The 14,105-nt window shown below is 39.8% G+C and carries 12 protein-coding genes; 11 read left to right on the top strand and 1 reads right to left on the bottom strand.

All coding sequences use genetic code 11. The features are described 5' to 3' along the window. Positions 1-321 precede the first annotated feature (321 nt). The 4 genes from SYJ56_RS06975 (at position 322) to SYJ56_RS06960 (ending at position 5,576) form a co-directional block, all read left to right on the top strand. The gene (locus SYJ56_RS06975; protein WP_323832928.1) at positions 322-2,259 is read left to right on the top strand and encodes a tetratricopeptide repeat-containing sensor histidine kinase; all 1,938 of its coding nucleotides are present in this window, start codon (positions 322-324) and stop codon (positions 2,257-2,259) included. Positions 2,260-2,415: 156 nt separating this feature from the next. Beyond that, a complete protein-coding gene (locus SYJ56_RS06970) occupies positions 2,416-2,820 on the top strand; it encodes an OsmC family protein (RefSeq protein ID WP_323832927.1) in 405 nt (134 codons plus the stop codon). Positions 2,821-2,854: 34 nt separating this feature from the next. Continuing rightward, positions 2,855-3,958 carry a DUF6544 family protein gene (locus tag SYJ56_RS06965; RefSeq protein WP_323832926.1) on the top strand — a complete coding sequence of 368 codons (1,104 nt, stop codon included), beginning with the start codon at positions 2,855-2,857 and terminating at the stop codon, positions 3,956-3,958. A 400-nt stretch (positions 3,959-4,358) separates the two neighbouring features. Beyond that, positions 4,359-5,576: a glycoside hydrolase family 18 protein gene (locus tag SYJ56_RS06960; RefSeq protein WP_323832925.1), complete on the top strand. Its 1,218-nt coding sequence runs from the start codon at positions 4,359-4,361 to the stop codon at positions 5,574-5,576. 186 nt (positions 5,577-5,762) lie between these two features. Here SYJ56_RS06960 and SYJ56_RS06955 read toward each other — a convergent pair whose 3' ends face one another. Beyond that, positions 5,763-6,152, bottom strand: a complete 390-nt coding sequence (locus SYJ56_RS06955) for a hypothetical protein (protein WP_323832924.1) — start codon at positions 6,150-6,152, stop codon at positions 5,763-5,765. A 532-nt stretch (positions 6,153-6,684) separates the two neighbouring features. Between SYJ56_RS06955 and purH the strand changes: the two genes are divergently transcribed. The 7 genes from purH (at position 6,685) to galK (ending at position 14,034) form a co-directional block, all read left to right on the top strand. Next, the gene (gene purH, locus SYJ56_RS06950; RefSeq protein ID WP_323832923.1) at positions 6,685-8,211 is read left to right on the top strand and encodes a bifunctional phosphoribosylaminoimidazolecarboxamide formyltransferase/IMP cyclohydrolase; all 1,527 of its coding nucleotides are present in this window, start codon (positions 6,685-6,687) and stop codon (positions 8,209-8,211) included. A gap of 197 nt (positions 8,212-8,408) precedes the next feature. Then, positions 8,409-8,627: a hypothetical protein gene (locus SYJ56_RS06945; protein WP_323832922.1), complete on the top strand. Its 219-nt coding sequence runs from the start codon at positions 8,409-8,411 to the stop codon at positions 8,625-8,627. Next, on the top strand, positions 8,617-8,952 hold the full coding sequence (locus tag SYJ56_RS06940) for a type II toxin-antitoxin system RelE/ParE family toxin (protein WP_323832921.1): 336 nt from the start codon (positions 8,617-8,619) through the stop codon (positions 8,950-8,952). The genes SYJ56_RS06945 and SYJ56_RS06940 overlap by 11 nt, the downstream gene beginning before the upstream one ends. Positions 8,953-9,143: 191 nt before the next feature. Next, complete coding sequence (gene cysS / locus SYJ56_RS06935; protein WP_323832920.1) at positions 9,144-10,634, top strand: cysteine--tRNA ligase; 1,491 nt, start codon at positions 9,144-9,146, stop codon at positions 10,632-10,634. Beyond that, positions 10,624-11,607 (top strand): M28 family peptidase, encoded by a 984-nt coding sequence (locus SYJ56_RS06930; RefSeq protein WP_323832919.1) that lies wholly within the window; start codon positions 10,624-10,626, stop codon positions 11,605-11,607. The genes cysS and SYJ56_RS06930 overlap by 11 nt, the downstream gene beginning before the upstream one ends. Before the next feature lie 71 nt (positions 11,608-11,678). Continuing rightward, a complete protein-coding gene (locus SYJ56_RS06925) occupies positions 11,679-12,701 on the top strand; it encodes a LacI family DNA-binding transcriptional regulator (protein ID WP_323832918.1) in 1,023 nt (340 codons plus the stop codon). A 187-nt stretch (positions 12,702-12,888) separates the two neighbouring features. Beyond that, entirely contained in the window at positions 12,889-14,034 is a 1,146-nt protein-coding gene (gene galK / locus SYJ56_RS06920) for a galactokinase (RefSeq protein WP_323832917.1), read from the top strand. Positions 14,035-14,105 lie beyond the last annotated feature (71 nt).

The raw sequence follows: 14,105 nt of genomic DNA, 5'->3' as shown, positions 1-14,105 counted from the left end.
GATTGTGCCAAGCCAAAAGGTGCTCTCAAAGCATAATTAACAGTATTTCACTGAGTTGAACTGTCCGAGCAAGAGGGGTTTTGTGCGCAGGCGAACATTTTTATAAGCTGGAAAACTAAACTTATTTACAGTGAAATGCACTCAGTACAACAAAATCACCTCTTAAATCTGATGAAGTACAACTTGTATAAGTTTGGCTAAATTTTACGTCAAGGAGACTGCCTGTCTTTTGATTTTCAAGCTATCAGATGCATATTTACCTGATCACCCTGATCACCCTGATCACCACCCAAGAATTAAATACTCATTTAAAGCTGCTCTATGATTCCATACTTATTAGTTTGGATTTTAACTAGTATTTTACCGATTCAGAAATCCCAAACAGATAGTCTGAAAATGATTACGGAGCAGACGGACAACGATTCGATCAAAGCCTCCAGCCTATATAATCTTAGCAAGCTCTACTATACTTTTGATCAGGATTCGGCTATTCTTTTTGCCAGTGAAGCGGTGGAAATCTCCAAAAAAATAGGTGACCAGAAGATGGAAGCCAATTCGCTGAATATTATAGGTGTTTCTTATTTGATCAAAGCCAATTATGAGAAGTCATTAAGTACGCATTTCGAGGCACTGGGGATTAGAGAAGCAATCCAGGACAGCGTGGGAATGATAGAGTCAACAATGAATCTTGGTAACATTTATTATAGGCTAAACGCCCCTGATAAAGCGGCTATTCAGTATAATGAATCCCTAAAATTAGCTCAAAAGCTCAACCACGAGCGAGCTATGAGCCTCCTTTATAATAATCTAGGGAGCTATCACCTAGATAGGTGGTTGTCTTTTAAGGAAGACAATGACTTCAGAAAGACAAAGGATTTTTTAGAGAACTCGAAAAATCTCAAAGAAAAACTTCAGGATAAGCGTGGGCTCATCAATACCCTTCTTCAACTAGGTGAACTCCACTATGAATCAGGAGAAAAGATTAAAGGAATCCAAATGCTGACAAAGTCATTAGAATATTCTGAAGAACTAAATGATACCGAAGGCAGACTTTCTTCGCTTGGAACACTGTCGAATTACTATAGAGATGATAATTCTATTTCCAAGGCATTGGAATACGCAAAGCAGGCTTATGAGATTGCCTTAGCCACTGAGTCTAACTACCAGGTCGCAATAGCGGCAAGTAGAATGTCCCACCTTTCAGCATTATCTCAGGACTATAAAAACGCCTATGAATACTTGCAAGTGAAGCAAGCCAGCAATGATTCTATCTTCAATGACTCTAGGCAGAAAATCCGTGATGAGTTGGAAATCCAATACGAAATCGAGAAAAAGGAACTGGAAAATCAGAAGCTCATAAAGGAGGGGGAACTTTCAGATTTAACTATTCGGCGGAAAAACGAACTGCTTGTTATAGCGATATTAGTTGGACTACTCTTCCTTGGTCTAGCTTGGTATCAACGAATAATTAACCAGAAACTCCGCGTAGCCCAAAGCGAGCTTGAGCGGTTTAATGTGAAGGTACAATCTCAAAATCAGCAGATTCAGCAGCAATCTGCCGAACTGAATAAAACAAACCTTGACCTGAATAAAGCAAACAAATTCCGTGAGAAGCTATTCTCCATCATCTCCCATGACCTACGTACTCCTTTTGCTTCGCTCAACAATTCCCTAGATCTCTGGCAAGCAGGTGAACTCAGTAAGGAGGAGATGGATTATATTCTCTCCAACATTGCCAGCAATGCCCGAACTGCCTCTATTCTTCTCTCCAACCTGCTTAAATGGACCAGAACTCAAATGAGTTCTGAGCAAGTAGAGAATACTGACCTATCTCTTGCAGAACTAATATCTGAAAACCAAAATCTTTTTGCTAAGCAACTTAATCAGAAAAACCTACAACTGGAAAATCACATCCCTGCTGAGTTAATAATAACTACAGATCGGGAAAGGCTGAATTTTATCATTCGAAATATTCTTTCCAATTCCATCAAATTCACCCCTGAAGGTGGAGTCATCACCATAGAATCTGATCCACTCCATCCTAAGGCGTTCATGATTAGAGACACGGGTATAGGTATGAATCAAGCTCAGATAGATAGCCTGTTTGATAAAAAGCAGTACTCTTCAACAGGAACGAACGGTGAGCAAGGTACAGGAATCGGACTGATGCTCTGCAAGGACTTTGCAGACAGCATAGGTGCAACTATCTCGGTAAGTAGTGAAGCTGGGAAAAGTACGACTTTTCGGATCGAGCTTTGAAAAATGCTTTTTCAAATTAAATTGATTTGTAGGTTTCTAGCCAATATAATTTCAGAGAACAAATACTACCTTCAAATTAAAAAGAAAGGATAGCTTCATAGAATGGGGAATTTGAAATAAGTTAGCTATCAGCTTGACACTGAAATTAATAAACTAATGATCTACTCTTGCAAAGCAAGCTCCTCTTCAAAAAATAAAGCATCCATATCCATCAAAGAATCGGAAATTGAGTTTGGTATTACTCCTGATTCAGCCGATCTCCTACCCAACCCGGCCGAATTATTTTTAGGTTCAATTTCGGCTTGTATTCTAAAAAATGTGGAACGATTCTCCTCTTTGATGAACTTTGAATACACACGTGCAGAAGTAACAGTCACTGCAACCCGTCTGGAAAAACCACCAAGGATGGATGAGATAAGTTATGAATTGCGTATTTATAGTCAAGACAATTCACTTAATGTCCAACTGCTTCAAAAGAACATCGAGAATTTTGGAACAATCGTAAATACCGTTAAGTCTGCCTGCTCAATCCAAGGTGAAATCAAAAAAATAGCGGTTTAAATTATTGTATTAATTATGATCAATAACTGCACAAATGAGAATAGTATTTTTATTAATTGTATTACTACACGCACTAATCCATTTGTTTGGATTTGTCAAAGGCTTTGATTTTAAGGAAGTAAAAGAGTTAACACTACCTATATCAAAACCAATGGGTATGGTATGGCTGGCAGCAGCTACACTTTTTGCTATTTACGGAATTTTGAACTTTTCCAATACCAAATATGCGTGGGTCGTAGGATTTATTGCAGTGATTATTTCGCAAATTCTTGTCCTGCTATTCTGGAAAGATGCTAAGTTTGGGACAATACTGAACCTGTTAATTTTCGTAGTTTCTTTGGTTGGTTTAGGCTCATACTTATTAAAAAGGGAATTTTCTGAGAAAGTAAAAATTGATTTCTCATCCAACAACAGCCTTTCAACAGAGATATTAATGGAAACCGATATCACTCATTTGCCTCCTGTTGTTCAAAAGTATCTCCGTTATACTAAATCAGTTGGACAATCAAAGGTGATGAATTTTAGGGCGGAGTTTGTAGGCAGAATGCGTGGAAATGCCAACGACAAGTATATGAACCTCCAATCTGTTCAATATAATTTCTACCAAAAGCCGTCACACTATTTTTTCATGGAAGCAAGTAGAATGGGTTTACCCGCAACAGGATTGCATTTATATCAAAACGAAACAGCAGTTTTTGAAGTCAAACTATTAAACTGGTTGAAAGTGGTAGATGCCAAAGGCGATAAAATGAACCAAGCTGAAACTGTTACTCTTTTCAATGACATGTGTTTTATTGCTCCTGCGACTTTAATTGACAAAAGAATAACGTGGGAAATTATAAACGCCACTTCAGTAAAAGGCATTTTTAAAAATGGAAATATCAGCATAAGTGCTGTTCTTTATTTCAATGACAAAGGTGAACTGATAAATTTCATAAGTAACGATCGCTATGAAACTGATGGAAAACAATACAATAACTATCCTTGGGCAACACCGGTGGAAGATTACCGCATGATGAATGGATATTTTTTGCCAAGCAAAGCAAAACTGTTATACCTGAAACCCGAAGGTGATTTTACATATGGTGAATTGGAATATAAAAGTGTAAAGTATAATCTTCTAAAGATTGAAGATTAACAATTATGATATAACCAATAAGAAAAATACCGATTAACAAGCCTCCATTATGTAGTTGACAAAATGAACTATCAACACTAAATTATTTTTTTTGCTCCTATGCATCTTTACTGAGGAAGTGGAGTGATCCCTTCAAAACCCACAATACTCATACCCGACCGATAGTCAGAATGACTTCAATGAAGTTCATAAATCCCTTTCTATTTACTAAACAATTCGTTGATAGTCTTTAGCTTTGGATAGAATAGGTAGTGAGGGGTTCTAAATTAATTGTCCAATCATACAGGATAGAGAGTCCCCTAGAATAAAAAACTTTTTCCACTTTCTTATTAAAAAAGATTTTAATTTAATTAATTGCTACTTCTTCGATATTATTAAGTAAGTCTAAATAGATACTACCTTGGCCTGGAAAAATGTACCCCTGCTCTATCTTTTCTTCCTGATTTTTATCCTGAGTTGTTCTGCCCCTGCAAGCAATCATTTGGAAGAATCCCAAGAAACTATATTAACTTCTGATCCAGTGATTATGGCTTATTACGTGGCGGAGCGTGATTATAAGCCAGAAAATATCCCAGTAGAAAAGCTGACCCATATCATTTACTCGTTCACAAATGTGATCGATGGGGAAATGAAATTCAGAAATGAGGAAGCAGCTGGTCCAAAGCTGGAAGCCTTGGTTAAGCAAAAAGAGCGGAATCCTGATCTGAAAGTCATGATCGCCTGTGGTGGTTGGGGGGCAGATGGGTTTTCGGATATGGCATTGACGGAAGAAAGCAGGGCAAAATTCATCCAAAGTGCATCTGAATTCATCTCCAACTACCAACTTGACGGGATGGATATGGACTGGGAATACCCAGGCATTTCTGGTGCCGGCACTATGGCCCGTGAAGAGGACACGAAGAATTTCACTGCCCTGATGAAAGGTTTGCGGGAGATGCTGGACAGCTTTGATTCTCCGAAAATCTTAACCTTTGCTTCTGCTGGCTGGAAGCGTTACTACGATCACATCGAAGTGAATGAGGTGATGAAGTATGCCGATTACACCAATGTGATGACCTATGATCAGGTATCTGGAGTGTCTATCTACACAGGACATCATACTCCTTTGGGGGATATGAAGAGTAGCGATATCGAGGAAACTCCCTTTCAAGCTCATTTAGATAGTCTGTATCAGAGCGGCGACAACCTTGATCCTGATCCACGTTCGGCTGAAAAAATTGTGAACTTCCTGATCCAAGAGGGTGTGGATCCAAAACAGATTGTAATCGGAAGTGCTTTTTATGGTAGAGTTTGGAAAGGCGTACCATCGGCAAATAATGGATTGTATCAATTGAGCAGCGGTCTTCATATTGGCTGGATGGCCTATCATCAGATTCGGGAAAAGTATGAGCCCGACAGTAGTTTCAAACGCTTTTGGGATGAAAAAGCCCAAGCACCTTATATGTATCATGTCACAGACAGCTTATTTGTTTCTTACGATGACACTGTTTCCGTTGCGCTAAAAACTAAATACACTATGGAAAAAGGATTGGGAGGCATTATGTTCTGGGAATTAGGCAATGATACCAAGGAGGAAGGCAGTTTGCTAGACGCAATTTATAAGGCTGCAAACGAGTAAAGACTTGGAATCGAAGGTTTCCTTAGAGGATGGTAAACTCGATCATTAAAAAGTCTCCGAAACAGCTAAGTAAAAGCCACTGGATTTGTTACCGAATCCATAATCTAATGTCAGATTCGTTCTAGATGATTTGTCCACCATGACCCGAAGTCCTAGACCATATCCATACCGAATCGATTCCATCAGCTACAAGTCCAAAGCTTGGTTATTGGCGCTCGTGGCATTCACAAACAATACTCCTCCCAAAATCCCTCCACAGCGGGAAATGGGAAAGCGATACTCAGCCTCGGAATAGACAAAATCCTTTCCCCTGAATCTCCCTTGAGTGTAGCCGCGAGCACTTCTACTTCGCTGATCATAAGCAGAAGCAGGCAAAACCATATAAGGTAATCCTCCCTCAGGAGAAAAATTTCCCATCACCCAAAATGCCAGAAGATGGGCTGGGTTTCTTGGGAAAAGGGAATGATAACTTCTCCATTCTATTTGAAATAGTTCCGCATTGTTCTTATTCCCGGTAAACCGATAGGCTCCTCTATATCCCAATGAAAGAAAATATCCAGTGTAAGCAGAAATCATGTTATCCCGCTTATCAATTACGAAATTGGCAAACAACGCTGAGGTATGGTAGCTCTCCAGATCAAAACCATAGCGACTATTGTAAAGATAGTGAGAGGTAAAAGTGAATCATTTGGTTCAAGTCGGAGCCTTTTATCTTCAATTTTATAATACCCATCGAAATTATAACCTAAGACTGGGCAATACCACTGTTAATCCAAAAACACGCTATTGCAAAAATTAAAAAAAAATTCTTTGTACTTGCCCAAGTGTACATGATTTTGCTATTTATTTCTACTCAATATCAGGAATTTTTTCAAATGTTATATCATCTCTTTTTTAACACTTATCTCGAGGAGAAACATCACAAATTTTTTATCTAAATGCCTGATTTGTCTTTCAAAACCTTCATTGAGATAAGAATCCAAATCCTGCCAAACCCCTTATAATTCTAACACTTGCAATACAAACCCATTTCGACCTTTTTCCCTACCTTTGCACTCCGCTTCGGCATTCACATATTCCATTGAAACCAAAACAAATCCATTACCAAATGGCTACAAAAAAAATTCAATCAGCCCTAATCTCTGTCTATTATAAAGACAATCTCGAACCTATTATCGCCTTATTGAAAAAACACGGTGTGACTATCTATTCTACCGGTGGTACTCAGAAATTCATCGAGGAACAGGGTGCTGAAGTTATCCCTGTGGAAGAGTTGACCAGCTATCCTTCTATTTTTGGAGGTAGGGTAAAAACCCTCCACCCGAAGATTTTTGGAGGTATTCTTTACAGAAGAGACAACGACGGCGATGTGGCACAGGCTGGAGAATACGATATTCCGGCAATTGATTTGGTGATCGTGGACTTGTATCCGTTCGAAGAAACGGTGGCTTCCGGAGCTCCAGAAGCAGATATTATCGAGAAAATTGATATCGGAGGTATTTCATTAATCAGAGCTGCGGCGAAAAATTTCAAAGATGTAACCATCATTGCTTCCAAAGATCAGTACACAGAACTGGAAGGAAGACTCACTACTCAAGAAGGAGCCACTACCCTTGCAGATCGTCGTTATTTTGCAGCTCAGGCATTTCAGGTTTCTTCCAATTACGACACCCATATTTTCAACTATTTCAATAGAGAAGAAAATATTCCTGCGCTGAAAGTTTCTGAAACCAAAGCAAAAGCCCTTCGCTATGGAGAAAACCCGCATCAAAATGCCCATTTCTACGGGAACATGGATGATCTTTTTGATCAGTTGAACGGAAAAGAACTTTCCTATAACAACTTGGTAGATGTGGATGCCGCTGTGAATTTGATCGCTGAATTCAAAGGTGAAACAGCCTTTGCGATCCTAAAACATACTAATGCCTGTGGAGTAGCTTTGGCACCTACAGTAAAAGAAGCTTATCAAAAAGCCTTCGACGCGGATACCACTTCTGCTTTCGGTGGTGTCCTGGTAACCAACCAAACTGTAGAGAAGGACGCAGCTGAGGAAATGCATTCTTTGTTTTTTGAAGTGCTGATCGCTCCTGACTTTACCGAAGAAGCGTTGGAAGTATTGAAAGGTAAGAAAAACAGAATTCTGCTTAAGCAGAAAATGGATCTTCCTGGTACCAAGATGATCAAGACTTTACTTAATGGCGTGATCGAGCAGGACAAGGATTTGGCTACTGAAACAAAAGCAGACTTCACTGTGGCCACTAAAAAAGCCCCAACAGAAGCTGAAAAAGATGCACTAGTCTTTGCAGCAAAAATCTGTAAACACACCAAATCAAATACCATCATCTTATCCAATGAGAACCAGCTGTTCTCCAGCGGGGTAGGTCAAACTTCCCGTGTAGATGCATTGCTACAGGCTATCGAAAAGGCAAAGGCATTTGGCTTTGACTTGAATGGCGCTGTGATGGCATCAGATGCGTTCTTCCCTTTCCCTGACTGTGTAGAGATCGCATACAAAGCAGGAATCACTGCGGTAGTGCAGCCGGGAGGCTCTATCAAAGATCAGTTGAGCGTGGATTACTGTGACGAAAATGGCATCGCAATGGTGATGACAGGCGTGAGACACTTTAAGCATTAAGAAAGTAGCAAGTCGCTAGACATAAGTATCAAGACCTTTGAGGAGTTACACTGACAGAAGTCGAAGTGCCCTCGAAGGTCTTTTCCTTTAAACCTCTAAACCACAGGTAGCTCTGAGGTTATTAGTGGATAATTTTTCCAGTTTAAGTAAGACTATTTTCTCCTTATTCTCGTAAATTGGGTAAAACTCAACTGAAAATGGAAACCCTAAGAATCAAAGCATACCCAAAAAACAAAAAACAAATCAAATTAATAGCTGATTTTTTCAACAAAGAAGGGATTGAGTTTGATATGGTAAAGAAGGAAGAATTTCTGGAGTTCATGGATGAACTGGAGTCAAGTCTGAATCAGGTCCAAAAGATTCAAAAGGGGGAATTGAAAAAAGAAAAGGCCAGAGACTTTTTAAATGAGCTATGAAGTAATCCTAACTCCCGATTTCAAGAAGTTTTTTAAGCGTCTTTATAAGAAATACCCTTCACTAAGAAATGACCTTTTTGAGCTAATTCAAAAGCTAGAATATGATTTCCAAATTGGAGTTCCTTTGGGTTCAAACCTTTATAAAATCAGGCTCTCAATCGAAAGTAAAAACAAAGGAAAGTCAGGCGGTGCGAGGGTTATATATTATTTTTTGAGTCAAAATAATGAAATCTATATGATCCATATTTTTGATAAAAGTGATTTTGATAATATTCCTAAGGAAAAGCTTCTGGAATTATTGAGATCAGCAGGACTTATAGACTAAAACAAATAAATGTTAAAATATTCATTGATCCATTTCGTGATTGAAAACTCCTGAAAAGTCAGTGCTTTTAAAATAAACACATCTTTTTTATTCTCTTTCATTTCCCCACTCTAATCCCCTATTTTGCAGCCTGAATCAATTTCGGACTATTTCCGTTGTTGATTTTTACTGAATAGATATTGAATCTACTGATGAAGTCGCATAATCTTAAATTGTACAATACGCTTTCCCGCCAGAAAGAGGAGTTTCAGCCCATAAATCCGCCTTTTGTAGGGATGTATGTCTGTGGACCGACGGTCTACGGAGATGCTCATCTGGGCCATGCACGTCCTGCCATTACTTTTGATACGGTAAATCGCTACCTGACTCACTTGGGTTTCAAGGTTCGCTACGTGCGCAATATCACCGATGTAGGTCACTTGCAGGGCGATGCGGATGAGGGAGAAGATAAAATAGCTAAAAAAGCCAAGATAGAGCAGCTAGAGCCTATGGAAGTTGCCCAACAATATACGGACAGCTACCACAGAGATATGGCGATTTTGAATACTTGGAAACCTAGTATAGAACCACGCGCAACAGGCCATATTCCCGAACAGATCGCCTTGGTTGAGGCGATTTTGAAGGAGGGTTTAGCTTATGAAATCAATGGTTCCGTTTATTTCGATGTGCTGAAATACAATGAAACCAGCCAGTATGGCAAACTATCTGGTCGTGATTTGGAAAATCTAATGAGTGGCAGCCGTACGCTGGATGGTCAGGATGAAAAGAGAAATCCAGTTGATTTTGCACTTTGGAAAAATGCCTCATCGGAACATCTGATGAAATGGGATTCTCCTTGGGGAGTAGGTTTTCCGGGCTGGCACCTGGAGTGTACTGCTATGAGTTCCAAATACCTGGGAAAGCAATTTGACATACACGGTGGAGGCATGGATTTGCTTTTCCCCCATCACGAATGTGAAATCGCTCAGGGGAATGCATGCAATCATCAGGATCCAGCCAAGTACTGGATGCATAATAATATGATCACCATCAACGGTCAGAAAATGGGTAAGTCGCTGGGCAATTTTATCAACTTGCAAGAGCTTTTCACCGGTGATCACAAACTACTGGATCAGGCATACAGTCCGATGACAATCCGCTATTTCATTCTGACTGCACATTATCGCTCTACGCTGGATTTCTCTAATGAAGCACTTCTTGCTGCGCAGAAAGGCTATAAAAAGCTGATCAATGGGCTGAGAATTTCCAAGTTGCTAAAGTTCGAGCCTAGTGATATCGCAAAGGACGAGGAGCAGATCAAACAAGTAGAGCAAATCATTGCTAATGCTTATAGAGCCATGGATGATGACTTCAACACAGCTCAGGCTATCGGTCATTTATTCAATTTGTTGAAGAAAATCAACTCTATGTACACCGGTCAGTTGAAGTCAGCCGTATTTGGGGAAGCCATTTTCAATAAATTAATTGAAGCATTCGGCACCTTTGTTTCTGATATTTTGGGATTGATCGAAGAAAAATCAGATACTCAAAATGAAATGCTAAACTTGCTATTGCAGGTATATTCTGAGGCAAAAACTGCCAGGAACTACGACAAAGTGGATGAGATCAGAGCTGGTTTGAAAGCAATTGGATTTGTAGTAAAAGACATGAAAGATAAAATCGACTGGGCATATGAAGAATAGATTGTGGCTTATCGCCCTGTTGGCATTGGTTTGGGCGTGCGGAGGATCGGAAGAATCGACTGAGACACAGATCGAACAAAAACCTGCAAAGCCTTACCCTACTTTCAATCCGGATTCAGCTTATGCTTTTGTGCAAAAGCAAGTGGATTTTGGTCCTAGGGTACCGGAAACGGAAGCACATGAAACCACCAAAAACTGGCTTATATCAAAGTTTGAAGGATATGGCTTTTCTGTAGAAACGCAGGATTTCGAAGCTAAAACGTATGATGGACTCACTTGGGATTTGAGCAATATAATTGCTTCCTACAATCCTCAAGCGACTAAAAGAATACTCTTGGCTGCTCACTATGATACCCGAAGAATCGCCGACAAGGATACAGATCGAATTGACGAGCCTATCGATGGTGCCAATGACGGAGGCAGCGGAGTGGGTGTTCTGATGGAAATCGCACGGTTGATAGGTACCCAAGAAATGAAGCCTGAGGTAGGAATTGATATTATCCTGTTTGATGGGGAAGATGATGGTGAACCAGAAAATACAAAAGTGAGAAATACTGAGCAGGACTTTTGGTGGTGCTTAGGATCTCAATATTGGTCCAAAAACAAGCATAAGCCAAACTACTCTGCCTATTATGGCATTTTGGTGGATTTGGTTGGAGCCAAAGGAGCACGATTCTATAGAGAAGGATATTCCCGTCAATATGCATCTGGTATTTTGAAAAAGGTATGGGACAATGCTGCTCGTATAGGCCAAGGTGACTTTTTTATCTACAAAGGCGCTCCTGAGATTCTGGATGATCATGCTTTTGTAAATGAATTTGCAAAAATCCCAATGATAGATATTATTGAATATTCTCCTGACTTTGGCTTTGCCCAGTATCATCATAAGCATGCCGATAATATGGAAATCATAGATCGCCGGACATTGCAGGCTGTGGGAGAAACTGTTCTATTTACTGTTTACCAAGAGTAAAAAGCTTATCTTCCCGTCTTAGAATCGTCCAATTTGGAAGATTTGAAGTGATAGTTAAATGATTTTGCCACATGAAAAAAGGTCATCAGGTTACGATGAAAGAAATTGCCAAGAAATTAGGCGTTTCTGTATCAACTATTTCCAGAGCACTAAAAGATTCACCAGAGCTACATCCTGACACGAAAAAGCGCATAGTGGAAATGGCTAAGGAGATGAACTACCAGCCCAATCTTCTAGCGCAGAGTCTTAGAATCAGTCGTACCAATACCCTGGGTGTAATTGTTCCCGAGATCACCTCGCATTTCTTTGCATCTTGCATATCAGGTATTCAGGATTATGCCAATAAGCGTGGCTATAATGTAATGATTTGTCAATCCAATGAGACGCTTGAACTTGAGAAAGCGAATATCAGAACCTTGGTTTCTTCCCAAGTAGATGGCTTGCTAATCTCTTTGAGTCGTGAGACAAACAAATACGATCACTTGATTGATCTATATAATAGAGAAATCCCCTTTTTACTTTTTGACAGGGTAAACGAAGATATCCCCGTGTCTCGGGTCACTTTCAATGATGAAGGCGGTGCTTATCAGGTGACCAAACATCTATTGGAAACAGGCTGCAAGCGCGTCATGTATGTGTCTGGGCCTGAAGATCTCTACATCAGCAAAAAACGTAAAGAAGGCTACCTCCATGCGCTTAATGAATTCGGGATAACGCCAGATCCTAACTTGGTAAAAATCTCTGACCTCACTATAGAAGGAAACATGAAAGTCGCTCATGAAATAGCTGCCATGACTGATCGCCCCGATGGAGTATTCTGCATGATAGATCCAGTTGCGTTGGATTTAATGTCTGTTTGGAAGCCTATGGGAATCAAAATACCAGCTGATATGGCACTTGCAGGATTTACAAATAATCCAACCTCTGCTGTGGTAGAACCACCCCTTACTACAGTAGCCCAGCCTGGTTATGAAATGGGTAAATTATCCGTTACTCATTTACTCGATCAATTAGAAGGACAAGCTTCCGATGACCCTATTTCCATAGTATTGGAAACCACATTGATTCCTCGGCAATCGACAAAAGCACTCTAATCAAATGAAATCGAGCATGTTGCAAGCAACACACGGAGGGATGATTATCCGTTACGCTAGATTCCATGTGGCCTTTGTAAAACAATTATAATCACATGAAATCGAGCATGACTCAAGCGTCACATGGAGAGATAATTATAAGACCTACGAGATTCCATGTGTCCGCTAAAAAATCAATCATAATCACATGAAAGACAAAATTATCCAATCCTTTGAAAAACACTTTGGAATCGAACCCATTGTGGCATTTGCACCTGGAAGAATCAATTTAATAGGAGAACATACAGATTATCAGGAAGGCTTGGTTTTTCCAGCTGCAATAAAGCAAGGGATCTGGGTCGCAATCCAAAGAAACGGACTTCCTTCCTGTCGGCTTTACTCTGTGGATTATGAAGAAGAGTTTGTGTTTGATATCAACTCATTTTCTCCGAAAAAAGGACATTGGGCAAACTATACCATGGGTGTGATATCTCAATTCCAACAGGCGGGTTATAAACTGGAAGGCTTTGATCTAGTCTTTGGGGGAAATATACCAGCTTCCGGACTTTCATCTTCAGCTGCACTATCGGTAGCTATAGGCACTGCTTTGACGGAATTATTCAAGTTTACCATCTCAAAAAAATCTATCGTTCTTTACGCCCAAAAGGCTGAGCATTTATTCGCGGGGGTGAAATGTGGCATCATGGACCCTTATGCTTCCGCTTTTGGTGTAAAAAACCGTGCTTTATTACTGGATTGTCGTACTAATACACACTTTGAAGTTGAAGTTGATTTGGGCGATCATTCCCTCCTATTGGTCAATTCCAAAGTAAAGCATAATCTTGCAGACTCTGCTTATAACAATCGTAGAGAGGCATGCGAAGAAAGTGTAAGAATTCTTCAGGCAACTTATCCTGAAGCTACTACGCTCAGAGATATTCCCGAAAAAGATATTGAGAAAGTTCAGCAAATCTTACCCGGAGATCTTTTTCCTAAAGCAAAACATGTCATCACTGAAATCGAGCGAGTTAAACTAGCTTCTAATGCGCTTCATGCTGGAGATTTAATCGTTTTTGGCAATTTGCTCAAAGAGTCTCACCAAAGCTTAAGCCAGGACTTCCAAGTGAGCTGCGAGGAACTTGATTTTCTTGCTGAACAATCATGGAAATTGCCTGGAGTCATCGGTTCCAGAATGATGGGCGGCGGCTTTGGAGGCTGTACTATCAACTTGATTTCCAATACGCATTTAGAAAATTTCAAAAAGGAGATATTTTCTGCCTACAAAGAAAAATTTGGAATAGAAGCTGATTTTATCCCTGTTGCTCTTTCTGATGGTGCCAGAATACTCAACTAATTTTCCGTTTAAAACTTCTATTGTTTCAAATAGACAATTACAATAATATTTATCAAAAAAATCCCCAATTT

The organism is Algoriphagus aurantiacus, from assembly GCF_035156405.1.
Taxonomy (GTDB): Bacteria; Bacteroidota; Bacteroidia; order Cytophagales; family Cyclobacteriaceae; genus Algoriphagus; species Algoriphagus aurantiacus.
The sequence above is the reverse complement of the archived record's forward strand: the minus strand, read 5'-3'. Positions and strand labels throughout refer to the sequence as shown.